The sequence below is a fragment of the Serratia sp. 22264 genome, assembly GCF_052045345.1.
Classification (GTDB): Bacteria; Pseudomonadota; Gammaproteobacteria; order Enterobacterales; family Enterobacteriaceae; genus Serratia; species Serratia plymuthica.
The window spans coordinates 157,166-180,523 of the sequence record NZ_JBQEOY010000002.1; the positions used below are offsets into that span (position 1 = coordinate 157,166).

At 59.4% G+C, this 23,358-nt stretch carries 18 protein-coding genes; 5 read left to right on the forward strand and 13 right to left on the reverse strand.

Annotated elements, in window-relative coordinates:
• The first annotated feature begins 76 nt into the window (after positions 1 to 76).
• Together mgtA and ACTJJ1_RS11725 are read left to right on the forward strand one after the other, a co-directional pair.
• The gene (gene mgtA / locus ACTJJ1_RS11720) at positions 77 to 2,785 is read left to right on the forward strand and encodes a magnesium-translocating P-type ATPase (RefSeq protein ID WP_440833761.1); all 2,709 of its coding nucleotides are present in this window, start codon (positions 77 to 79) and stop codon (positions 2,783 to 2,785) included.
• Between the two features lie 145 nt (positions 2,786 to 2,930).
• The gene (locus ACTJJ1_RS11725) at positions 2,931 to 5,324 is read left to right on the forward strand and encodes a beta-N-acetylhexosaminidase (RefSeq protein WP_440833763.1); all 2,394 of its coding nucleotides are present in this window, start codon (positions 2,931 to 2,933) and stop codon (positions 5,322 to 5,324) included.
• A gap of 38 nt (positions 5,325 to 5,362) precedes the next feature.
• Here the strand turns inward: ACTJJ1_RS11725 and ACTJJ1_RS11730 are convergent, their stop codons facing one another.
• From ACTJJ1_RS11730 to argF, 9 genes are all read right to left on the reverse strand, one after another.
• Positions 5,363 to 6,091 (reverse strand): proteasome-type protease, encoded by a 729-nt coding sequence (locus ACTJJ1_RS11730; RefSeq protein ID WP_004953000.1) that lies wholly within the window; start codon positions 6,089 to 6,091, stop codon positions 5,363 to 5,365.
• A gap of 96 nt (positions 6,092 to 6,187) precedes the next feature.
• Positions 6,188 to 6,994: a transglutaminase family protein gene (locus ACTJJ1_RS11735; protein WP_004953003.1), complete on the reverse strand. Its 807-nt coding sequence runs from the start codon at positions 6,992 to 6,994 to the stop codon at positions 6,188 to 6,190.
• On the reverse strand, positions 6,991 to 7,920 hold the full coding sequence (locus tag ACTJJ1_RS11740; RefSeq protein ID WP_006323351.1) for an alpha-E domain-containing protein: 930 nt from the start codon (positions 7,918 to 7,920) through the stop codon (positions 6,991 to 6,993). The genes ACTJJ1_RS11735 and ACTJJ1_RS11740 overlap by 4 nt, the downstream gene beginning before the upstream one ends.
• The gene (locus ACTJJ1_RS11745) at positions 7,914 to 9,350 is read right to left on the reverse strand and encodes a circularly permuted type 2 ATP-grasp protein (RefSeq protein WP_020438356.1); all 1,437 of its coding nucleotides are present in this window, start codon (positions 9,348 to 9,350) and stop codon (positions 7,914 to 7,916) included. The genes ACTJJ1_RS11740 and ACTJJ1_RS11745 overlap by 7 nt, the downstream gene beginning before the upstream one ends.
• A gap of 275 nt (positions 9,351 to 9,625) precedes the next feature.
• On the reverse strand, positions 9,626 to 10,012 hold the full coding sequence (ridA, locus tag ACTJJ1_RS11750; protein WP_004953012.1) for a 2-iminobutanoate/2-iminopropanoate deaminase: 387 nt from the start codon (positions 10,010 to 10,012) through the stop codon (positions 9,626 to 9,628).
• A gap of 222 nt (positions 10,013 to 10,234) precedes the next feature.
• Positions 10,235 to 10,699 carry an aspartate carbamoyltransferase regulatory subunit gene (pyrI, locus tag ACTJJ1_RS11755; RefSeq protein WP_004953014.1) on the reverse strand — a complete coding sequence of 155 codons (465 nt, stop codon included), beginning with the start codon at positions 10,697 to 10,699 and terminating at the stop codon, positions 10,235 to 10,237.
• A gap of 12 nt (positions 10,700 to 10,711) precedes the next feature.
• Positions 10,712 to 11,647, reverse strand: a complete 936-nt coding sequence (gene pyrB / locus ACTJJ1_RS11760) for an aspartate carbamoyltransferase (protein ID WP_004953017.1) — start codon at positions 11,645 to 11,647, stop codon at positions 10,712 to 10,714.
• A 288-nt stretch (positions 11,648 to 11,935) separates the two neighbouring features.
• Positions 11,936 to 13,504, reverse strand: a complete 1,569-nt coding sequence (locus ACTJJ1_RS11765) for an ABC transporter substrate-binding protein (protein WP_440833768.1) — start codon at positions 13,502 to 13,504, stop codon at positions 11,936 to 11,938.
• A gap of 260 nt (positions 13,505 to 13,764) precedes the next feature.
• A complete protein-coding gene (argF, locus tag ACTJJ1_RS11770; RefSeq protein ID WP_004953024.1) occupies positions 13,765 to 14,784 on the reverse strand; it encodes an ornithine carbamoyltransferase in 1,020 nt (339 codons plus the stop codon).
• Positions 14,785 to 14,947: 163 nt separating this feature from the next.
• Between argF and rraB the strand changes: the two genes are divergently transcribed.
• A complete protein-coding gene (rraB, locus tag ACTJJ1_RS11775; RefSeq protein ID WP_004953027.1) occupies positions 14,948 to 15,376 on the forward strand; it encodes a ribonuclease E inhibitor RraB in 429 nt (142 codons plus the stop codon).
• A 43-nt stretch (positions 15,377 to 15,419) separates the two neighbouring features.
• Positions 15,420 to 16,184 carry a tRNA isopentenyl-2-thiomethyl-A-37 hydroxylase MiaE gene (gene miaE, locus ACTJJ1_RS11780; RefSeq protein WP_004953030.1) on the forward strand — a complete coding sequence of 255 codons (765 nt, stop codon included), beginning with the start codon at positions 15,420 to 15,422 and terminating at the stop codon, positions 16,182 to 16,184.
• Between the two features lie 18 nt (positions 16,185 to 16,202).
• Here miaE and ACTJJ1_RS11785 read toward each other — a convergent pair whose 3' ends face one another.
• A complete protein-coding gene (locus ACTJJ1_RS11785; RefSeq protein WP_020453683.1) occupies positions 16,203 to 17,810 on the reverse strand; it encodes a GMC family oxidoreductase in 1,608 nt (535 codons plus the stop codon).
• Between the two features lie 402 nt (positions 17,811 to 18,212).
• On the opposite strand from ACTJJ1_RS11785, the gene ACTJJ1_RS11790 reads away from it, so the two are divergent.
• Positions 18,213 to 19,223 (forward strand): acyltransferase family protein, encoded by a 1,011-nt coding sequence (locus ACTJJ1_RS11790; protein WP_440833771.1) that lies wholly within the window; start codon positions 18,213 to 18,215, stop codon positions 19,221 to 19,223.
• A gap of 66 nt (positions 19,224 to 19,289) precedes the next feature.
• Here the strand turns inward: ACTJJ1_RS11790 and ACTJJ1_RS11795 are convergent, their stop codons facing one another.
• The 3 genes from ACTJJ1_RS11795 to ACTJJ1_RS11805 form a co-directional block, all read right to left on the reverse strand.
• Positions 19,290 to 19,793, reverse strand: a complete 504-nt coding sequence (locus ACTJJ1_RS11795) for a GNAT family N-acetyltransferase (protein ID WP_006323361.1) — start codon at positions 19,791 to 19,793, stop codon at positions 19,290 to 19,292.
• Between the two features lie 213 nt (positions 19,794 to 20,006).
• Positions 20,007 to 22,883: a valine--tRNA ligase gene (locus ACTJJ1_RS11800; protein ID WP_041416716.1), complete on the reverse strand. Its 2,877-nt coding sequence runs from the start codon at positions 22,881 to 22,883 to the stop codon at positions 20,007 to 20,009.
• A gap of 13 nt (positions 22,884 to 22,896) precedes the next feature.
• Complete coding sequence (locus ACTJJ1_RS11805; protein ID WP_012005017.1) at positions 22,897 to 23,346, reverse strand: DNA polymerase III subunit chi; 450 nt, start codon at positions 23,344 to 23,346, stop codon at positions 22,897 to 22,899.
• Positions 23,347 to 23,358 lie beyond the last annotated feature (12 nt).

Genomic DNA, 23,358 nt, shown 5'->3' on the forward strand with positions numbered 1-23,358 from the left:
CGTGTCCGAAAGCGTCGCCCGGGCGAATTGTGCGTTTACCCGCCGCCGTGAGGCTGCGGGTGACGAGGTGCGAATAATGAAACTTAAAAATATCCCCCGTCAGCTGCTGGGCCTGCTCAGCCGCAATTTGCCGCGTCGCCTGATTCGGCGCGATCCCCTGCTGGAAGGCGTCAGCGGCGCAGCGCATGAACTGCCCGCAGGCATGGCCCAGCAGCGGCTGGAATGCGCCGTCGCCGATGCGACCCAGCTTTACGAACGTTTCCACAGCCACCCGGAAGGCATTACCGCCCATGAGGCGGAGCAACTGCGCCAGCGCTTTGGCGCCAACGTGATTGAGAACCAGCAGGCGGAGTCCTGGTGGCGCCATTTGTGGCACTGCTATCGCAACCCGTTCAATCTGCTGTTGACGGTGCTGGGGCTTATCTCCTACGCCACCGAAGATCTGACCGGCGCACTGGTGATCGGCCTGATGGTGCTGATCTCCACGCTGCTGCATTTCATTCAGGAAGCGCGTTCCAACAAGGCGGCGGACGCGCTGAAAGCGATGGTCAGCAATACCGCCACGGTCATACGCAGCGACGCGCTGACCGGTAAAAGCGAACACCTTGAACTGCCGATTGCCCAGCTGGTGCCGGGCGATGTCATCAAGCTGGCGGCGGGGGACATGATCCCGGCGGATCTGCGCGTGCTGTCGGCCAAGGATCTGTTTATCAGCCAGGCGGCGCTGACCGGCGAATCTCTGCCGGTGGAAAAGATCGCCGAACCGCACGGGGTGGCGGAGGATCCGCTGGAATGCCAGAACCTGTGCTTTATGGGCACCAACGTGGTGAGCGGCACCGCGCTGGCGATGGTGATCGGCACCGGCGGCGACACCTATTTCGGCCAGTTGGCGCAGCGCGTCACCAGCCAGGATGAACAACCGAACGCCTTCCAGAGCGGCATCAGCAAGGTCAGCTGGCTGCTGATCCGCTTTATGCTGGTGATGACGCCGATCGTGCTGCTGATCAACGGCTACACCAAGGGCGACTGGTGGGAAGCGGCGTTGTTCGCGCTGTCGGTGGCGGTGGGGCTGACGCCGGAAATGCTGCCGATGATCGTGACCACCACCCTGGCCAGAGGGGCGGTGAAGCTGTCGCAGCAGAAAGTGATCGTCAAACGCCTGGACGCGATCCAGAACTTTGGCGCCATGGACATTCTGTGCACCGACAAAACCGGTACCCTGACCCAGGATAAAATCGTACTGGAACGCCATACCGACGTGTTCGGTGCCAACAGCGACCGGGTGCTGCGTTACGCCTGGCTGAACAGCTTCTACCAGACCGGGCTGAAAAACCTGCTCGACGTGGCGGTGCTGAGCTGCGCGGAGCAGAACCAGCAGCCGGATGCGCTACAGCATTACCGCAAGGTGGATGAGATCCCGTTTGATTTTGAACGCCGCCGCATGTCGGTGGTGGTCGCCAAAGACGCGCAATATCACGAGCTGATCTGCAAGGGCGCGCTGGAGGAAATGCTGGCGATTTGCAGCCACGTGCGTCAGGAAGATGAAGTTCACCCGCTCAGCGATGCGCTGCTGGCGCGCATTCGGCGCATCACCGACGATCTTAACCAGCAGGGGCTGCGGGTGGTGGCGGTGGCCAACAAGATCCTGCCGGCGCAGGCGCATGAATACGGCGTGGCCGACGAATCCGATCTGATCCTCGAAGGCTACGTGGCCTTCCTCGATCCGCCAAAGGAGAGCACCGAACCGGCGCTGGCGGCGCTGAAGAAAAACGGCGTGACGGTGAAGATCCTCACCGGCGATAACGAGCTGGTGGCGGCCAAGGTCTGCAAAGACGTCGGGCTGGCGGCAGAGCACGTGCTATGCGGCAGTGAAATCGAACACATGACGGACGAGCAGCTGGCGCAGGCGGCCGCGCGCACCACGGTGTTCGCCAAACTGACGCCGATGCACAAGGAGCGCATCGTCAAGCTGTTGCGTCAGCAGGGGCACGTGGTCGGCTTTATGGGCGACGGCATCAACGACGCCCCGGCGCTGCGGGCGGCGGATATCGGCATTTCCGTCGATTCGGCGGTGGATATCGCCAAGGAAGCGGCAGACATCATCCTGCTGGAAAAAAGCCTGATGGTGCTGGAGCAGGGGGTGATCGAGGGGCGCCGCACCTTTGCCAACATGCTGAAGTACATCAAGATGACCGCCAGCTCCAACTTCGGCAACGTGTTCAGCGTGCTGATCGCCAGCGCTTTCTTGCCGTTCCTGCCGATGCTGCCGCTGCATCTGCTGATCCAGAACCTGATGTACGACATTTCTCAGATCGCCATTCCGTTCGACAACGTCGACGAGGATCAAATTACTCAGCCACAGCGCTGGAACTCCAGCGATCTGGGGCGGTTTATGGTGTTCTTTGGGCCGATAAGCTCGATCTTTGACGTGCTGACCTTCTGCCTGATGTGGTGGGTATTCAAGGCCAATACGCCGGAAATGCAGACGCTGTTCCAGTCCGGCTGGTTCGTGGAAGGGCTGCTGTCGCAAACGCTGATTGTGCATATGATCCGCACGCGCAAAATTCCGTTTATCCAGAGCCGCCCTTCATGGCCGCTGTGCATCATGACGTTGGCGGTGATCGCCACCGGTATCGGCCTGACCTTCTCACCGTTGGCGGGTTTCCTGCAATTGCAGGCGCTGCCGCTCGGTTATTTCCCGTGGCTGGTGCTGATCCTGGCCGGTTATATGGTGCTGACCCAGTGCGTGAAAGGCTGGTTCGTGCGCCGCTACGGCTGGCAGTAATCCCTCAAGCCCTCTCTGCGCTGCAAGAGAGGGCCTCTGTGATCCACCCCGGCTTTTCATCTTTGCGGTTGGACATCTGAACTATGCTCAGTCTTTATTGACAGCTTCGCTGTTTTTATTGATTTTTTCCTTCGAGGAATTTCTGATGCATAGACCGCTCCGTTATACGCTACTGGTTTCATCGTTATTGCTTTCCCTCGGCGCGTTGGCACAACCGGCCGGCTCGCTGCCGCTGATGCCCTGGCCACAGCAGGTCGAACTGACGCAGCCGGCGGGCAGGCTGGTGCTGGATCACCGCCTCACGCTTAACGTGCAGGGCGACGATCTGGCACAGGCGCAGCTGCGCTGGCGGCAACGCATCGAACTGCAGACCGGTTGGACGTTGGCACCGCAAACCGCAAAAACCGAGGGGGCGGCGATTCAGGTGAATATCAAAGACAAAGTGGCCGCTCAGCCGCTGCCCGGCAGCGATGAAAGCTACAAGCTGGCGGTGACGCCGCAGGGCGTCACACTGACCGCCAATACCCGCTTCGGCGCGCTGCGCGGCATGGAAACCCTGTTGCAACTGATGCAGACCGACGGCCAAAACACCTTCCTGCCGCTGGTGACGATTGCCGACGTGCCGCGTTTCCCGTGGCGCGGCGTGCTGCTGGATTCGGCGCGCCATTTCTTGCCGCTGCCGGATATCCTGCGCCAGCTCGACGGCATGGCGGCGGCCAAACTCAATGTCTTCCATTGGCATCTGACCGACGACCAAGGCTGGCGCTTTGCTTCTGAGCGCTACCCCAAACTGCAACAGCTGGCCAGCGACGGCCAGTTCTATACCCGCGAACAGATGCAGCAGGTGGTGGCCTACGCTACGGCGCGCGGCATCCGGGTGGTGCCGGAAATCGATCTGCCGGGCCATGCCTCCAGCATCGCCGTGGCCTACCCGGAATTGATGAGCGCGCCGGGGCCGTATCCGATGGAACGCGAATGGGGCGTGCACAAGCCGACGCTCGATCCGACCCGCGACGAGGTTTATCGGTTCGTTGACGCGATCATCGGCGAATTGGCGGCGATTTTCCCCGATCCCTACCTGCATATCGGCGGTGACGAAGTCGACGCCAGCCAGTGGAAGGCATCGGCCTCGATTCAGGCGTTTATGCAAAAAAATCAGCTGGCGGATACCCATGCGCTGCAAGCCTACTTCAACCAGAAGCTGGAAAAAATCCTCGAACGGCACCAGCGGCGCATGGTCGGCTGGGATGAGATTTATCACCCGTCGCTGCCGCGTACCATTGTCATCCAGTCCTGGCAGGGGCCGGATTCGCTTGGCGCCAGTGCGCAGGACGGTTACCAGGGCATTCTGTCCACCGGTTTCTACCTCGACCAACCGCAGAGCGCCGCCTATCACTATCGCAACGAAATTTTGCCCCAGCCGCTGGGGGTCGATACCGAAGTGCGGCCCGCCGAGCAGGCGCAGAGCTGGCAGTTCAGCATGCCGCGCCTGAAGGGCAGCGCAGTAGAAGGCAGTTTTACTTTGATCGAAGGCAAGCAGGGCTGGCGTGGTTTTATCGACTTCAACGGCAAATCCCGCCGTGCATTGCACGATATCGTCTGGCGTTCGCCGCAGCAGGTGACCTTCCGCCTCGACAGCTGGATGGGCGAGACGCGCCCGGTATTCAGGCTGCAACAGGACCAACTGAGCGGCTATATGCTGATCGGCAACGTGCGCTACCCGACCAGCGGCAGCAGGCTGGCGGCGATCCCGGCGGGCAAAATGCCGGTGGTGCCGGGGGCGAAGCAGCAGGCCAATATTCTCGGCGGCGAGGCGGCGCTGTGGGCGGAAAACGTCCGTGCGCCGATCCTCGATCTCAAGCTGTGGCCGCGGGCCTTCGCGGTGGCGGAGCGGCTGTGGTCGGCACAGGACGTGACCGATGAAAACAACATGTACCAACGGTTGGCGGCGGTGGATGCCTGGTCAGTGGTGTCGGTGGGCTTGCAGCAGCATGCCGAAACCGCCCGCGAATTCACCCGGCTGGCGAACAGCGTGGAGATCTTGCCGCTGCAAATGCTTGCCGAGGCGGTGGAGCCGGGGCAGTACTACACTCGCCAGCACCTGAAATTCAAGGCCGGCAATTATCATCAGTTCGAACCTTTGAACCGTTTTGCCGACGCGCTGCCGCCGGAAAGCAACGCGGTGCGCGACATGGGGCGACAGGTTGAGGCGCTGCTGAAGGACAAAAACGATCGCGCAGCGGCGCAGGCGATCCGCGAGCGTTTGCAGCGCTGGCAATTGAATACTGCTGCGGTGAAAACGACCATCGCCGGTAACCGGGTATTGCAGGATTTGGCACCGGTGGCGCAGGACGTCGGCGCGCTGTCCACGCTGGGGTTGATGCTGCTGGAGCGCTATCAGCAGGGTAAGCCGTTGAGTAAAACCGAAGCCGGGCAGATACAACAGCAATTGGATGCCGCGGCACAGGTGCGTGACGAAGTGGTGATTGCGGCGGTTTACCCGCTGGAGGCGCTGCTGCGCGCCTGCGCGATCGAATAAAGGGGGGATTTAGGGCTCGGCATGCTGAGCCCTAAAACTTACAACTGCAACGGCGGCAGCTGTTTGAAAATGCTGACCAGCCCTTCGCCCCAGCCTTTGCGAATGGCGCTGAAGTGCGGGTGATCTTCGGTAATGCGGTACTGCTGTTGGCTGCTGAAACTGTCGCGCGGGTAGATCATCACGTCGAGCGGCAGGCCGACCGACAGGTTGCTGCGCAACGTGGAGTCGAGAGAAATCAGCGCGCACTGCATCGCCTGCTCCAGCGGGGTATCGTAATTCAGCACCCGATCGATAATCGGCTTGCCGTATTTGCTTTCGCCAATCTGGAAATAGGGCGTATCCCGGGTGGCTTCGATAAAGTTGCCCTGCGGATAGATATGGAACAGCCGCATCTCTTCGCCGTCAATCTGGCCGCCGAGCAGCAGGCTGCAACTGAAATCGGTGGTGCTGCCGCTCTGTTGGGCTTCGCTGTCGCGCAGGATCACTTCGCGCACCGTTTCGCCCACCAGCGTGGCGGCTTCATACAGGTTGGGCACGTTGAGCAGGTTGGGGCGATCGGCATCCTTGCTGCGGCGCAGCAGCAGGCTGATGATGCTCTGGGTGGTCGCCAGGTTGCCGGCGCTTTGCAGCACCAGCGTGCGCTCACCGTCCTGCTGGAACACGTGCAGCTTGCGGAAGGTGGAGATATGGTCCACTCCGGCATTGGTGCGGGAGTCGGAAGCAAACACCAGCCCGGATGACAAGCGCATGGCCACACAATAGGTCATACCAAAATCCTTCAAACGCGAAATAACACCGTGCTCGATGACGGCACGCCGGAAAAACCCAGCGTGCCGCAAACCGCTGCATTCGGCAAGGGGATGTTATTGCCCCTGAGCCTGGCCGGTCGGCATCATCTGCACCGCGGCCACCGTCTGCATATCTTCGCTGCCGCCGCCGAGCCTGATACCGCGCACCGGGCAGGCATCCAGATAATCGATCCCCACAGCCAGCTTAAGGTGCTGATTCGGCAGGCGGGTATTGTTGGTGACGTCGAAACTGTGCCAGCGTTCGTCCACCCAGGCTTCCGCCCAGGCGTGGGTGGCGACGTGGGCGGAATCTTCGCTGTAAAGGTAGCCGCTGACGTAGCGCGCCGGAATGTTCAGGCTGCGGCAGCAGGCCAGAAAGACGTGGGTATGATCCTGGCAGACGCCGTTGCCGGAAGCGAACGCCTGGGCGGCGCTGTCAGTCACCTCGGTGGCGCCCGGCGTGTAAGGCATTTTCAGCAACAGATCGCCCATCAGTTTTTCCAGCCCGGCAAGCAGCGTTTCCGGTTGGTAATAGCGCAGCGCGAAGGCCTGGATGGCGCTGTCGGGCTGGGTCAGCGGGCTATGGCGCAGGAACACCAGCGGCGAGAGATGCCCCATCGTCGGGTCTTCTACGCCGTCTTCAATCTCCACCACGCCGTGAGCCTGAATGGTGATCGCCTGATGCGGGTGATCCAGCGTCAGCACGTGCAGCACATTGCCGAAGGCATCGGTGGTGCACACCGCGTCTTCCGGCAGCGTTAACTGCCAGGAGATGATGCGCTGGTGTTGCGAATCCTGCGGCGTCAAACGCAGATACTGGGTGCTGCGCTTCACCTGCTGGGCGTAGGTGTAATGGGTATTGTGCTCAATATTCAGTTTCATTGCGCCTCCAGGTAAGTGTGATGGATGCTTTCCGCGATGCCGTTGATCTGCCCGAGGAATAAGCCCAGCCAGTCGCTCAGCCCCACCTTGTTCAGATCCTTCATGCTGCTGAAACGCAGTTCGGCGTGCAGCGTGTGCGCCAGCCGGCGCGGTTCATTGGCACTGTTGCCGCCAATCTGCTCCAACTGTTGCACCATATCGCCGACGCAAGCCAGCAGGGAGCGCGGGATTTCGTTACGCAGGATCATCAGTTCGGCAATGGTTTCCCGGCTGAGCTGCTGCTTGTAGATGCTGTGATAGGCTTCGCGTGCGCTGACGGCCCGCAGCAGCGTGTCCATGCGGTAATACTCGCGCACCGGATCGTTGTCGTTATCCAGCAACTCGTTTTTTACCCCCAGCAGGCGTGCGGTGCTGTCTGCCCGCTCCAGCAGGGTGCCGAGGCGGATAAAGCACATCGCGTCGCTGCGCAGCAGGGTGCCGAACATCGCGCCACGAAACAGGTGCGAGCGCTCCTTGACCCAGTCGAAGAAGCCGTCGGCGCCCACCGACCCTATGCCCTGGCGGCGGATCAGCTTCATTTCGATCCAGGTGGCGTTAATGCATTCCCAGACCTCGGAAGACAGGCTGCCGCGCACCGCATGGGCGTTGTTCCAGCCCATTTGCAGGCAGCTGTAGATGCTGCTGTGGTTACGGCTGTCGAGCGCAAAAAAGCTCACCAGGTTGGCCATCGTCAAATCGGGATAGGCGGCGGCGTACAGTTGCCCGGTGCCGGTCAGGTTGAGCGGCACCTGCAGATCATGATCTTCGCTGTCGCGGATCGGCATCATCGACAGTTTGTTGGTCACGTCGAGCACCCGGGCGATGCTTTCCGCCCGCTCCAGATAGCGGGCCATCCAATAGAGTTCACTGGCAGTTCGGCTCAGCATGCGTCATCCTCCAACACCCATGTATCCTTGGTTCCCCCGCCCTGTGACGAGTTGACCACCAGTGAGCCTTGCGCCAGCGCTACGCGCGTCAGGCCGCCGGGCACCAGGCGAATTTCCGCGCCGCTCAGGGCGAACGGCCGCAGATCGATATGACGCGGTGCCAGGCCATCGTTGACAAAGGTCGGGCAGGTCGACAGCGCCAACGTGTTCTGCGCAATGTAGTTATGCGGTTTGGCCAGCAGCAGCGCGCGGAAGTGGGCGATTTCGTCTTTGGTCGCTGCCGGCCCAATCAGCATGCCGTAACCGCCGGCGCCGTGAACCTCTTTCACCACCATTTGTTCCAGGTTCGCCAGCACGTACGACAGCTCATTCTTGTGGCGGCACTGCCAGGTGGGCACGTTGTTGAGGATCGGCTCTTCCTGCAGATAGAAGCGCACCATGTCCGGCACGTAAGGGTAGATCGACTTGTCGTCGGCCACGCCGGTACCTATGGCGTTCGCCAGCACCACGTTGCCGGCGCGATAGACGGAAAGCAGCCCCGGCACGCCGAGCATCGAGTCCGGGCGGAACGCCAGCGGATCGAGGAAGGCGTCGTCCACCCGGCGGTAGATCACATCCACCTTGCACGGCCCGGCGGTGGTGCGCATAAACACCGCGCCGTCCTTGACGAACAGATCGGCGCTTTCAACCAGCTCCACGCCCATCTGCTGGGCCAGGAAGCTGTGCTCGAAATAGGCGCTGTTGAAACGGCCCGGCGTCAGCACCACCACGGTGGGATCGTTAATCGGCGAGCTTTCGCGCAGGGTTTGCAGCAGGTGCGACGGGTAGCGCTCCACCGGGGCGATGCGCTGCTGGGCGAACAGTTCCGGGTACAGGCGCATCATCATCTTGCGGTTTTCCAGCATGTAGGACACGCCGGACGGGGTGCGAAGATTGTCCTCCAGCACGTAATACTGGCCGTCGCCGCCGCGCACCATATCCACGCCGACGATGTGCGCGTAAATATTGCGGTGCAGATCGACCCCTTGCATGCAGGGCTGATACTGATCGTTAGCCAGTACCTGTTCTGCCGGAATAATCCCGGCTTTCAGAATATGCTGTTGATGGTAGATATCGTGCAGAAAGGCGTTGAGCGCCTGTACGCGCTGACGAATGCCGCGATCGAGCATCGCCCATTCGGCGGCGGGGATGATGCGCGGCACGCTGTCGAACGGGATCAGCCGTTCGGCGCCGTCATCCTCACCGTAAACATTAAAGGTAATGCCCACCCGGTGAAACAGCAGTGCAGCCTCTTCTCTTTTACGCTGAATAGCCTTTTGGTCGGCCTGTTGCAGCCAATGCCAGTAAGCTTCGTAATGGCCCCGGTGTTTACCCTCAGCCAGAAGCATCTCATCAAAAAACGGTGAAGCGGACAGGTCGATATTTAGCATCGTCACCTCGTTGACATTGCAGGCTGTAACAAGATCGAGCATAAAATGTGCCAAAATGTGAAAGAGGCGAAAACCGGCGTAAAAAGCAGGAAAAAGGCAGGGAAAAGCGCGATTTGGGTGCAGGCGCGGCGGGCGTTGCCTTAAAATGGGGCGAAATTGTGGTGCGTTGGGTTAACTATGATCCCTGATAGCGCACCCTAACGGATCGTTGCTTCAGGCGGGACAAATAAAAACGGCCAGCCGATGGCTGACCGTTGGGCGCGGTAGTCGTGGCATTAACGACGAACGGCGATGGCTTCGATCTCGATTTTCACGTCTTTCGGCAGACGGGCCACTTCGACGCAGGAACGGGCCGGGAACGGCGCGTTGTGCTCGGTGAAGAAGCTTTCGTAAGCGGCGTTTACGGTGGCGAAATCGTTCAGATCTTTCACGAACACCGTGGTTTTCACGATGTCTGCGACTTTCAGGCCGGCGGCTTCAACGATCGCTTTAACGTTTTCCAGCGACTGGCGTGCCTGTGCGGAAACGTCGTCGGCCACTGCGCCGGTTTTCGGATCCACCGGGATCTGGCCGGAAGTGATGATCATGCTGCCCAGATCAACGCCCTGCACGTAAGGACCAATGGCTGCCGGGGCGAGTTCAGTGCTGATGTTACGTGACATTTTTTCTCCTGATATACCCTTCGTCTTTCAAACCGCAGCGTTGTTGGCTGCGTACGCTCACCCCAGTCACTGACTTGAGTCAGCTCCTGGGGACTCTCGTACTTGCCGCCTGGCTGCGGCTCGAAATCCATTGGGTAGCAACGTGGGTAGATTATCTTCAGGGACTCATTATAGGGAGTGACGAGCGGATTAACAGCGTCGTTCCCGGCAAATGGGTATATTTCAATCCGCCTGCAGCACCACCTGATGGTCGAACTCTTTCTCGCAGTAGCGGCATTTCAGGTGCACCTCGCCGTCGCGGGATTTCACGCCGAAACTGGACGCCACCGGCTCGCTGCGGCTGATGCAGTTGCCGTTCGGGCAGGTCAGCACGCCGTCGATATGGTCCGGCAGGCTGAGAGTCAGCTTGCGCACCACTTCGTAGTTGTCGATGCGGTTCACCGTGGCTTTCGGCGCGTACATCGCCAACTGGTTGGCCTGCTGCTCGGTCAGGAAGGTGTTCTCGATTTTGATCAGGTCTTTGCGGCCCAGCTCGTTGGAGGGCAGGTTCAGGCCGATGGTGATGCGCTGGTCGGTGGCGGTCAATTTGAACAGCGTCAGCAGCTTAAAGCCCACCTGCGCCGGAATATGGTCAATCACCGTACCGCACTTGATCGCTTCAACCTGCAGTTTGTTATCGTGAGTCATGACGGTTCCCCCTTAAAGAGCCAAATCTGCGTTTAATACCAGCGCCAGCAGCGCCTGGCGGGCGAAGATGCCGTTGCCTGCCTGCTGGAAGTAGTAGGCGTACGGCGTGGTATCCACGTCGGTGGTGATCTCGTCAATGCGCGGCAGCGGGTGCAGCACTTTGAGATTGGCGCGCGCGCCGGCCAGATCCGCCGCGCGCAGCACGAACTGCGCCTTCACGTTGGCGTATTCCGAAGGATCCAGGCGCTCTTTCTGCACCCGGGTCATGTAGAGAATATCCAGCTCCGGCACCACTTCTTCAATGCTGCTGTGCAGGCTGTACTCGATGCCTTTTTCTTCGAGCATTTTCAGGATGTAAGCCGGCATCGCCAGCGCATCCGGGGCGATAAAGTAGAAGCGGTTGCCTTCGAACTTGGCCAGCGCCTGCGCCAGCGAGTGTACGGTGCGGCCGTATTTCAGGTCGCCGACCATGGCGATGTTGATGTTGTTCAGGCGGCCCTGGGTTTCCTGGATGGTGAACAGGTCGAGCAGCGTTTGGGTCGGGTGCTGGTTGGCACCGTCGCCGGCGTTGAGCACCGGAACACCGCCGGAAAATTCCGTCGCCAGCCGTGCGGCGCCTTCCTGCGGGTGACGCATCACGATGGCGTCTACGTAGGTGCCGATGACCGAGATGGTGTCGGCCAGCGTTTCGCCTTTCTTGCCCAGCGACGTATTGCTGCCGTCGGCAAAGCCGACCACCGAGGCGCCGAGGCGGTGCATCGAGGTTTCGAACGACAGGCGGGTGCGGGTCGAGGCTTCGAAGAAGCAGCTGGCGATCACCTTGTGCTTGAGCAACTCGGGCTGCGGGGTGGCTTTCAGGCTGGCGGCGGTGCGCAGCACCAGCTCCAGATCCTCGCGGCTGAGATCGTTAATAGAGATGATATGTTTGTGATACAGCGGGTTGGCCATTTTTCACTCTCCTCGACTCGTGCCCGTGGCGCGGGGCTTTTTAAGGCAAAAAAAAGCCCCTCAACGAGGGGCTTGAAACGATCGGTTTAGCAACAGGAGAAACAACGGCAGTTGGCCGCCGATTGGCGGTCGGTTTTGTCGGTTGCGGCTAACAAAACACATGGCGTTTTTCATGCTTTCTCCTGGCAAATTGTCGCGCATTATACTCGCGCTTTTCGCCACTGCAAGCGCTAAAACGCCGATTTTTGCCGCTTCGCAATCGATTGGCCGGCGATGGCCGCTTGCCGGTTATTTGCTGACGCGATCGTAGTAGACCATGTCGGCGTTCAGGCCCTGCTGGTAGCCTTTGACGTTCTCGCGCAGCACCACTTCGGTTTTGGCCTGATCGATAAACACATACGGCGAACTGCGTTGCAGCTCCTGTTGCATGGCGGTGTACAGCGCGGTGCGTTTGGCCGGATCGGCTTCGGCTACCGCCGCCAGCGTCTGTTTGCTCAACTGCGGGATCTGCCAGCCGTTGAGGCCCGCGACCGTGCTGGTTTTGCCGTCGTTATAGGCGAAGGCGCTGGCGTTGGAATGTGCATCAAAATAATCCGGGATCCACAGGCGGATCGCCGCCTGGTGCTGTTTGGCGCGTACCCGTGAATACACCTGGCTGCCGGCGGCCGGCAACAGATCCAGCTTCACGCCACCCTGGGCAAAACTGGCCTGCAACGCCTGGGCGATGGTGATAAACGGTGGCTTGTTCTCCACGTCCAGCGTCAGGGTGGCGTTGGTGATGCCGGCCTTGGCCAGGATCGCCTTGGCCTTGGCCGGATCGAAGCTGAACGGGTTGTCTTCCAGCGCGCCCGGCAGCCCGATTGGCAGGAAGCTCTGATGCACAAAATACTGGCCTTTCAGCAGATCCTTGGTAATGCCCTGATAATCGATCAGATAGCGCGCCGCCTCCCAGAAGGCCGGGTTTTTCAGCAGCGGATTGGCGGCGTTGCCGGTGTTGAACACTAAATAGTTCTGCTCGGCGGACGGGATTTCCAACACCTTCACGCCCGGTTGATTTTTTAACGCCAGGGTCTGGTCCGGGCCAAGCTCACGCGCCACATCGGCGTCGCCCTGCTGGATCAGCAGGCGGCGGGTGGCCGGGTCCGGCACGCTTTTAATGATGATGCTGTGCAGCAAGGGTTTGCTGCCCGGCGAGGTTGGATTGGCGTCCAGCACGATCGCCTGATGCGGCTGGTAGACGCGCATTTTGAACGGCCCGCTGCCGGCGGAGTGCATTTTCAGCCAGGCGTTGCCGTAGTCGCCGTCTTTGGCGTTCGGCTGCACCGCCTTGCTGTCGACGATCGAGGCGATCGGCGTGGAGAGAATATTCAGCGCCACCGCCGGGCTGACGTCTGCCGTCCAGCTCAGTTGCAGGCTGTGCTCGTCGATTTTCTTCAGGTGCGCATCAATGTTGTCCGGCTGCCAGCCGAGCACGTTGAGGATAAACGCCGGCGATTTGTTCATTTTCACCGCGCGGCTGTAGGAGAAAATCACGTCGTCGGCGGTCAGCGGATTGCCGGAGGCGAACACCGCCTGCGGGCGCAGTTTGACGGTCAGGGTTTTTGCCGCCGCATCGCCCTGCCAGCTTTCCGCCAGCACCGGCACCACTTTCGCCGGATCATCGCGATCCGCCTGCACCAGCCGCTGATACAGGCTGGGCACGGTCTGGATGCTGGACAGCTCATTGGCTTCCGCCGGATCCAGGCTGACGATATCGTCCAGCGATTGCACCACCACCAGCGTGTTGGCCGGGGTGGCGGCAAGCGTAGAGGCGGACAGGGCGGCAAGCATTAACAGCGTCAGGACTTTGGCTTTCATCGGTGCGTATCCCCTGAAGGCACTGCGCGGCAGTGCTGAGAAGTAGTTGTTATCGTTAGTTTTCACGGCAGTTTTGCCGTTAGTCTGCCACGGTAGAACCTTTGCCCAAGGCTGGCAAAGGTCAATCGGCTATTTGATATGACAAGAATATATTAGGCGCGCCGGCCGGGGGGTGCCAGAGCGGGGAAGGGGTTGGGGCACGCAAGCCGGCAGGCCTGCGCGCCCCATTGCCTGTGCGTGACGCGCCCCGGCAATATGCTTTAAATCGTTTCGCTCAACGTGGCGACCATCACCGCCTTGATGGTGTGCAGGCGGTTTTCGGCCTGATCGAACACCACGCTGTGCGCGGATTCGAACACTTCATCGGTGACTTCCATGCCGCCCTGCAGCCCGTATTGTTCCGCCATCTGTTTGCCGAGGGTGGTTTGGTCGTCGTGAAACGCCGGCAGGCAATGCAGGAATTTGACGTTCGGGTTACCGGTCAGTTTCACCATCGCCATATTGACCTGATAGGGTTTCAGCAGCGCGATCCGCTCCTGCCAGGTTTCTTTCGGTTCGCCCATCGACACCCACACGTCGGTGTACAGGAAATCCGCGTCCTTCACCCCTTCGGCAATGTCTTCGGTCAGGGTGATCTTGGCGCCGGTCTGTTGCGCCAGCGCCTGACACTCGGCCACCAGCTCCGGTTGCGGCCAACAGGCTTTCGGCGCCACCAGGCGCAGATCCATGCCCGCCAACGCGGCCGCTTCCAGCAAGGTGTTGCCCATGTTGTTGCGCGTGTCGCCGAGGTAAGCGAATTTCACCTCGCTCAAGGGTTTGCCCGGCAGCTGTTCCTGCACGGTGAGCAGGTCCGCCAGCAACTGGGTGGGGTGGAACTCATTGGTCAGCCCGTTCCATACCGGCACGCCGGCATGGGTGGCCAGGGTTTCCACCAGATGCTGGCCGTAACCGCGGTATTGAATACCGTCATACATCCGGCCCAACACGCGGGCGGTGTCTTTCATCGATTCTTTATGGCCGATCTGGCTGCCGCTGGGGCCGAGATAGGTGACCTGGGCGCCCTGATCGAAAGCGGCAACTTCGAAAGAGCAACGGGTGCGTGTCGAGTCTTTTTCGAAGATGAGCGCGATGTTCTTGCCCTGCAGACGCCGCGTTTCCTTACCCTGCTTTTTGGCCTGCTTCAATTCGGCCGAAAGCCGCAGCAGCGCCAGCAGCTCTGTCGGCGTGAAATCCATTAATCTCAGAAAGTGACGTTTGTAGAACGGGTTCATCGTACTCATTTCCGCATGTCCTGATCGTTTTAATTGAATTAAAATTCACTTTATATGTATGAATATTCAATTTCAACCCCGCAGAAGAAATCTTTCACGTTTATCGTGGCAGCTATGGCGGCGGTGTGTGAAAATAGAAGGAATACAGGCCATTTGACTTGAGGATATAGGCATGGCAAACCGCGAACAGCTGGAAGAACAACGTGAAGAGACCCGCCTGATCATCGAAGAACTGCTGGAAGACGGCAGCGATCCGGATGCGCTCTACACCATCGAACACCACCTCTCTGCTGAAAAGTTTGAAGTGCTGGAGCAGGCTGCTGTCGAAGCCTTCAAGCTGGGCTACGAAGTGACCGACGCCGAAGAACTGGAAGTGGAAGACGGCACGCTGGTCATGTGCTGCGACGTGATCAGCGAAGTCGGCCTGAATGCCGACCTGATCGACACCCAGGTAGAGCAGTTGTTGGCGCTGGCGGAACGTTGCGGCGTTAACTACGACGGTTGGGGCACCTACTATGAAGATCCGAACGGTGAAGACGGTGAGGATGATGAAGAAGACGGTGAATTGATCGACGAAGATGACGACGGCAAACGCCACTGATTAATGCTGTGGGCCGGCGCAAGCCGGCCTCTAATTGAAGCCGATGAAATACCAATCCCTGTTATCCCCGATTTTAAACTTCCTGCACTGCGAAACGCCCGATGGCTGGATCGACGCTGCGCGGCGTCCGGAAAACCTGCCGCTGTTGCTGACCGACCATATGGTGTGCGAGCTGAAAGCGGCGCAGACCGGCATGTGGCTGATTCGCCGCTACGTGGCGGACAAAGAGAGCGGCGATGCCTTGCTGGCGCTGCTCAGGCCCTACGAGGCTTTTCTGCATGAAGCGCAGGGCGAGCCGGAGGCCTTGTTCCGCCAGGGCCAGTTCACCAGGAAAATCTTGCCGAAAAACGGTTCGGCCTACGGGCAGGATCTGGCGGACAAGATGGTGCTGCTGATCAAAGAAGAGCTGCACCATTTCTCGCAGGTGCTGGAAATCATGCAGGCGCGGCGCATCCCCTACAAAAAAATCACCGCCAGCCGCTATGCCAAAGGCATGATCCGCGAGGTTCGCACCCACGATCCGGCCACGCTGATCGACAAGCTGATCTGCGGCGCCTATATCGAAGCACGCTCCTGCGAACGCTTCGCCCGGTTGGCGCCGCATCTGGACGACGAGTTAAACCGTTTCTACGTCTCGCTGCTGCGCTCCGAGGCACGGCATTATCAGGATTACCTGACGCTGGCCGAGCAGATTGCCGGCGGCGACATCAGCGAGCGGGTGGCTCACTTCGGCCGCATTGAAGCTGAGCTGATCCTGTCGCCGGACAGCGAGCTGCGTTTCCACAGCGGCGTGCCCGCCGCCGCCTGACTGCCGGGCGCCCGGTTTTCACGTCGGCGCGCCCAGCAGCAAATCCACCGCTTTTTCCGCCAGCATGATGGTCGGTGCATTGGTGTTGCCGCTGGTCACCTGCGGCATCACCGAGCAATCGATCACCCGCAGCCGTTCAAAGCCGTGTACCCGCAGTTGCAGATCGGTCACCGAGTCCTGCGGCGATTGGCCCATGCGGCAGCTGCCTACCGGGTGATACACCGTTTTGCAGAAGTTACGCACGAACTCCTCCAGTTGCGCCTCATCGTTCAGCCATGCCGGCTGCGGCATCAGCAGATCTTTGACGATCGGCTTGAGGGCGGCGGTTTGCAGGAAGCGCAGGCCGAACTTCACCGCGCGCACGCTGCCGGCCAGATCTTCCGGGTGGCCGAGGTAATTGGCGTGCAGCTTGACCGGATCGCGCGGATCGCGGCTGCGCAGCAGCACTTCGCCGCGCGCCTTCGGTTGCAGGTAGCCGACCTTCAGCGTGAAACCGTGAATATTCGGCAGCGGCTCGCCGGGCACGTCGTCCCAGCTGTCCAGCAGCGGCAGAAAGTGGATCTGCACGTCCGGCCGGCCGTCGCCCAGGCTGTCGGAGAAGGCGGCGCCTTCCAGCACGTTGGAGGTGAGCACGCCGCTGCGGAACGCCAGCCATTCGGTGCCGTGGCGCAGCGCCTGCAGGCCGCGATCGGCGCCGAACAGGCTGACCGGCTCGCGGGTGCTGACGTTGATCGACATATGCAGGTGATCGTGAAAGTTTTTGCCCACCGGCAAGTCCGCGCGCGGCTCGATCCCCAGCTGTTGCAGGTGTTCGCGCGGCCCAATGCCGGATAACATCAGGATCTTCGGCGAGCCTACCGCGCCGGCGCTGAGGATCACTTCTTTTGCGGCCTGCGCGGTGACTTCGCCGCCGCCGTTCTGGCTATACACCACGCCAGTGGCCATGTTGCCGTCGAACAGCACCCGATGCACCAGCGCGTTCAGTTTCACCACCAGCCGTTGCTCGTTACGCACCGCTTTCAGATAGGTGCGGGCGGTACTGGCGCGTTCGCCGTTGTGGGTGGTGGTCTGATAAAAGCCCACGCCGTGCTGGCTGTCGCCGTTGAAATCGTTGCGGTAAGGCAGGTCCAGTTCCTGGCCGGCGCGGATAAACGCCATGCTGAGCGGGTGGCGGTAGCGGTTCTCGCTGACCGGCAGCAGCCCTTCGCCGCCGTGATAAGCGTCGGACAGGCTCTCGTTGGCCTCGGCGCGTTTGAAGTAGGGCAGCACGTCCTGATAGCCCCAGCCGACGCAGCCGTAACGTTCGGCCCATTCGTCGTAATCCTGCCGCTGGCCACGAATGTAGATCATGCCGTTGACCGAACTGCTGCCGCCCAACACTTTGCCCTGGGCAATTTGCATGCGGCGGTTGTTGGCGTGCGGTTCCGGTTCGGTTTCATACGGCCAGCTTTTTTTGGCGATGATCTTCGCCACGCCGGCCGGCATCTTGATGAACAGGTTATTGTCGTCGCCGCCGGCTTCCAGCAGCAGCACCCGCGCCTGGGTGCGGCGGATTAACTGCGCGGCCAGTACGCAACCGGCGGAGCCTGCGCCGACAATGATGTAATCAAAAGCGTTTTCCGACATGACTGTTCCCCGTGCGAATGCGGCATAAGCCTGTCAGGGCAGAGTATCGCAAGGCGGCAAGAGGTCAATTTGCAATCGTTAATTTGTTAATGAATATCACAAAAAATATGATTTTTTGACTTTTGTTTTTTGTTATTTCTTTGATTTTATTGTTTTTATATAAGTAAATTAAAACATGACCATGTTAATGATTTTGAGTGCGTCGCTTCTGGCAGGGTTTTGGGGCCGTGGGATAGCAAAAAACGGTAACGAGCCTGGGAGAAACGCGTTAATAAAATCGCTGCGTCTTTGTTTTTTACCGAGAAATTAAATATGGGATTAATCTGATTAGAAAGAAAGTGTCAGGGAAGTGGGGCTGCTATATGATGACGACACTTGTTAGCGGATAATATATTAAGAAATATGGAAATTTCAATTAATAAGTCTAATTATTTAAAAGGGATTGCCATCATTCTGATGTTGATCCACCACTTGTTTGCCTATCCAAGTCGAATTAGCCCTGATATTCCGGTGTATTATATCGTTAGCGGGATAAATATTGAGATGTATCTTGGCCTGTTCGGCAAGATTTGCGTGTCGATGTTCCTGTTCTTGTCCGGTTACGGTTTTTCACTTAAAAAAGAAATTTCTTTTAAATATATCTGGGGCAAGCTGAAGAATTTATATATCAGCTACTGGATAGTGTTGTTTATCTTTGTGCCGATCGGCATTATTTTCTTTCCGGGTGAAAGATATTCCCTTTCACCGTCGCTGTTTATCGAAAACCTGATTGGCCTCAAATCCACCTACAACAGCGAGTGGTGGTTCTTCAAACTTTATGTTCTGTATGTGCTCTCGCTGCCGCTGCTGTCGAAACTGAATACGACGACCTTGCTGGGGCTGATGTTTGCGGCGGCGCTGTGCGGCAGGGGATTGCAGTATTTCCCTTGGGCGCCGCAGATGCTTATCGAGTATTGCACCTGGCTGCTGCCTTTTGGTTTTGGCATGGTGTTTGGCCGTACCCAGCGGGCCCCGGCGGACTCGTGGTTGGTGAAGCTGATTGATACGTTGGGCCGCACCCATCCGTTGATCTTGCTGGTGGTGACTGTGGCGGTGTTTATCGTCGCCCATAACCCGGGGCTGTTGGTAGTGACGCCGCTGTTTATCATCGCGATGATGAAAACCGCCGACGGGCTGGGTAGCAGGGTGAACAAGGTGGTGGTTGAGCTGGGCAAACATTCGATGTACATGTGGCTGACACACAGCTTCTACTGCTATTACTTCACCCAGAAACTGATTTTTGCGCCGCGTTATACGCCGCTGGTGCTGCTGCTGTTGATCCTGGTGTCGTACCTCACCAGCCTGGTACTGAGCCGGATTGAGTTAGCTATCAAAAGCGGGGGAATGGGGGGAAAAGTGCGGGCCTCTGAGTAGGGCCACCGCATGCGGCGCTTGCCATGACAGGGGACGAACATCTTCGCCCCCTGCCCGGAAGCCAGATTAAAGCGTTTTCAGCATGGTCACTTCGCAGTCGACGTGGCCGGTGGTGCCCATGGCGCAGTCGATATGTTCGAAGCCCAGATGCTCATACAGCCCGATGGCCTGCGTCAGGCTGGCGGTGGTTTCTAAATAACAACAGCGGAAGCCCTGTTGACGGGCAAACTCCAGCGCCTGCAGCGCCAGGCGCTTCGCCAGGCCCTTGCCGCGCAAAACCGGCAGAAAATACATTTTCTGTAATTCGCAAATATCGTCATCACCGCCTTGCAGCGGGGCAACGCCGCCGCCGCCGGCAATCTGGCCGTCGACTTCTATCACCCAATAAGCACTGCGCGGCAGGCTGTAGAGCTGATACAAGACGTCCAGATTGGGGTCGGAAACGGTATAGCCTTTATCCGCCGTCAAACCGTGCTCGGCGGAGACTTCGCGAATGACGTTAGCAATAGCGGCATTGTCGTCGGCCGTTATTGGGCGCACCAGAAGACGCACTGGGGTTGCTGTTGTCATGTTTACACTCGCCATAAATTACTGGGACCACGTTTTTTATCGCAGCACAAAAGGCGCCGGGTTTATATCTCGGCGGCGTCCATGCGGCATTAATATCTTGTAATAACATTTAAAGCGGGCCGGATGCAACGGTAAAGCGGGCCGGATGCAACGGCGATAAAAAAACAGCGGGGAGAACCCCGCTGTTTTCAGCTGTTGCAGCGAACCGACAGATTACAGCGCGGCGATGCTCGCCTGCTGCTCTTGCAGTTTCACTTTGCCTTCTTTGCAGGCCGCCAGACGCTCGCGCTCTTTGGCGACCACCGCTTCCGGTGCGCGCGCCACAAAGCCTTCGTTCGACAGCTTGCCTTCGATCGAGGCGATTTCCGCATCCAGCTTGCCCATCTCTTTCGACAGACGCGCGATTTCAGCGTCTTTATCGATAAAGCCGGCCATAGGGATCAGCAGCTCGGCACCGTCCACCAGTTTGGTGACCGACAACGGGCCTTTGTCACCGGCTGGCAGCAGGGCGATAGACTCCAGGCGCGCCAGACGCTCGATAAAGCTCTGGTTCTCCTGCACGCGACGCTGGGCGTCGGCGTTGCAGTTGCGCAGCAGCACGTCCAGCTGTTTGCTTGGGGCGATGTTCATCTCGGCGCGGATGTTGCGCACCGCGGTGATCGCCTGCTTGATCCACTCCAGGTCATTCAGCGCCTGCGTGTCTTCCAGCGCGGCGTCGTACTCTGGGAACGGCTGCAGCATGATGGTGTCTGCGGTTTCGCCGGTCAGGGTTTTCACGCGCTGCCAGATGGTTTCGGTAATGAATGGGATCACCGGGTGCGCCAGGCGCAGCAGGGCTTCCAGCACGGTGATCAGTGTGTGGCGAGTGCCGCGCTGTTCCGCTTCGCTGCCGTTGCTCACCACCGGCTTGGTCAGCTCCAGATACCAGTCGCAGAACTGGTTCCAGGTGAATTCATACAGAATGTTGGCGGCCAGATCGAAGCGATAGGTGTCCAGCGCTTCGCGGTAAGCCTTCACCGTACGGTTGAATTCGGCCAGGATCCAGCGGTCCGCCAGCGACAGCACTTTCTCGCCGCCGTTGAAGCCGCAGTCTTGACCTTCCGCGTTCATCAGCACAAAGCGGCTGGCGTTCCACAGCTTGTTACAGAAGTTGCGGTAGCCTTCCAGGCGCTTCATGTCCCAGTTGATGTCACGGCCGGTAGAGGCCAGCGCCGCCAGGGTGAAGCGCAGGGCGTCGGTGCCGTGCGGTTCGATACCGTTCGGGAACTGCTTCTCGGTGCGCTTGCGGATTTTTTCCGCCAACTGCGGCTGCATCATGTTGCCGGTGCGTTTTTCCAGCAGATCTTCCAGCGAGATGCCGTCGACCATGTCCAGCGGATCGATGACGTTGCCTTTCGACTTGGACATCTTCTGCCCTTCGTCGTCGCGGATCAGGCCGGTCATGTAGACCGTCTTGAACGGAACTTGCGGCTTGCCGTTTTCGTCCTTCATGAAGTGCATGGTCAGCATGATCATGCGCGCAATCCAGAAGAAGATGATGTCGAAGCCGCTGACCATCACGCTGGTCGGGTGGAAGGTTTTCAGCGCGTCGGTCTGCTCTGGCCAGCCCAGGGTAGAGAAGGTCCACAGGCCGGAAGAGAACCAGGTGTCCAGCACGTCTTCGTCTTGCGTCAGCACCACGTCGGCGCCCAGGTTGTTTTCGCTGCGCACTTCTTCTTCGCTGCGGCCAACGTAGACTTTGCCGTTCACGTCGTACCAGGCCGGAATGCGGTGGCCCCACCACAGCTGACGGGAGATACACCAGTCCTGAATGTCGCGCATCCAGCTGAAGTACATGTTTTCGTACTGCTTCGGCACGAACTGAATTTCGCCTTGCTCAACGGCTTCCACCGCCACTTTCGCCAGCGGCGCAGTGCGCACGTACCATTGGTCGGTCAGCATCGGCTCGATCACCACGCCGCCGCGGTCGCCGTAAGGCACCGTCAGGTCGTGCGGTTTAATCTCTTCCAGCAGGCCGAGCTCTTCGAAGGCGGCAACCACCGCTTTACGCGCCGCGAAACGCTCCAGGCCACGGAACTGGGCCGGAATTTCGTTGCAGTAGTCGGTGCAGATTTCGCCGAGCGTGTTGAACACTTCCGCTTCCTGGCGGATATCGCCGTCGAAAGTCAGGATATTGATCATCGGCAGGCCGTGACGTTTACCGACTTCGTAGTCGTTAAAGTCGTGCGCCGGGGTGATTTTCACGCAGCCGGTGCCTTTTTCCATATCGGCGTGTTCGTCGCCGACGATGCGGATGCGGCGGCCCACCAGCGGCAGAATGATTTCTTTGCCGATAAGGTCTTTGTAGCGCGGATCTTCCGGGTTCACCGCCACGCCGGTATCACCGAGCACGGTTTCCGGACGGGTGGTGGCGACCACCAGATAGTCTTTGCCTTCGGCGGTTTTGGCGCCGTCGGCCAGCGGGTAGCGCAGGTGCCACATCGAGCCTTTGGACTCGCGGTTTTCCACTTCCAGATCGGAGATGGCGGTGCGCAGTTTCGGATCCCAGTTCACCAGGCGCTTGCCGCGGTAGATCAGATCTTCTTTGTGCAGGCGGACAAACACTTCGCGTACCGCATTGGACAAGCCTTCGTCCATGGTGAAGCGCTCGCGCTCCCAGTCGACGGAGTTGCCCAGACGGCGCATCTGGCGGGTGATGGTGCCGCCGGATTCCGCTTTCCACTGCCAGATTTTGTCGATGAACGCGTCGCGGCCATAGTCATGGCGGGTTTTGTTTTCTTCTGCGGCGATCTTGCGCTCAACCACCATCTGGGTAGCGATACCGGCATGGTCGGTACCGGCCTGCCACAGGGTGTTTTTCCCCTGCATGCGCTGGTAGCGGATCATGGTGTCCATGATGGTCTGCTGGAAGGCGTGGCCCATGTGCAGGCTGCCGGTGACGTTCGGCGGCGGGATCATGATGCAGAAGCTTTCCTGGCTGGTATCGCCGTTTGGCTTGAAGTAACCCTGGTTTTCCCAGTGATCGTACAGCTTCTGTTCGATCTCTTTCGGGTCGTATGCGGTATCGAGATGACTGTTTGTCTTTTCCATTTTATATCGTTGTTCAGTGAGTTGGCGGCGTTGCCGTGGTCAAATGGAAGCCGACGCTGCGATAGGCTTTATATCGGTCGCGCGCCAACTGTTTCAGGGTGTCTTCGTAAGGGACGAAGTCTACCACTTCATGGAAAGCAGTAGCAAAATCTGCAAACTGCGGCAGCAGGGCGATCAGCAGATCCCGTGGGGAGTTGCCGCGTTTGCCGGGCCAGCACAATTCTACCGGCGCGCCGTAGTGCGGGCCTTCGCCGGCCAGGTTGTGCGGCACGAACTGGTGCGGATCGCGCTGCCACAGTGCTTCGTCCAGCCGCTGGGCCTGTTCCTGGCTCTCGCAGGCGATCAACACCCGCTTGCCGGAACGCCAACGTTCGGCGGCAACGGCACAGGCCACGGCCTCATGCGCGCTGAGCGCGCCTGCCGGTTCCGCGTGTTCAATAAGATAGAACGTTGCCTGCTTGATCATCTGATTCAC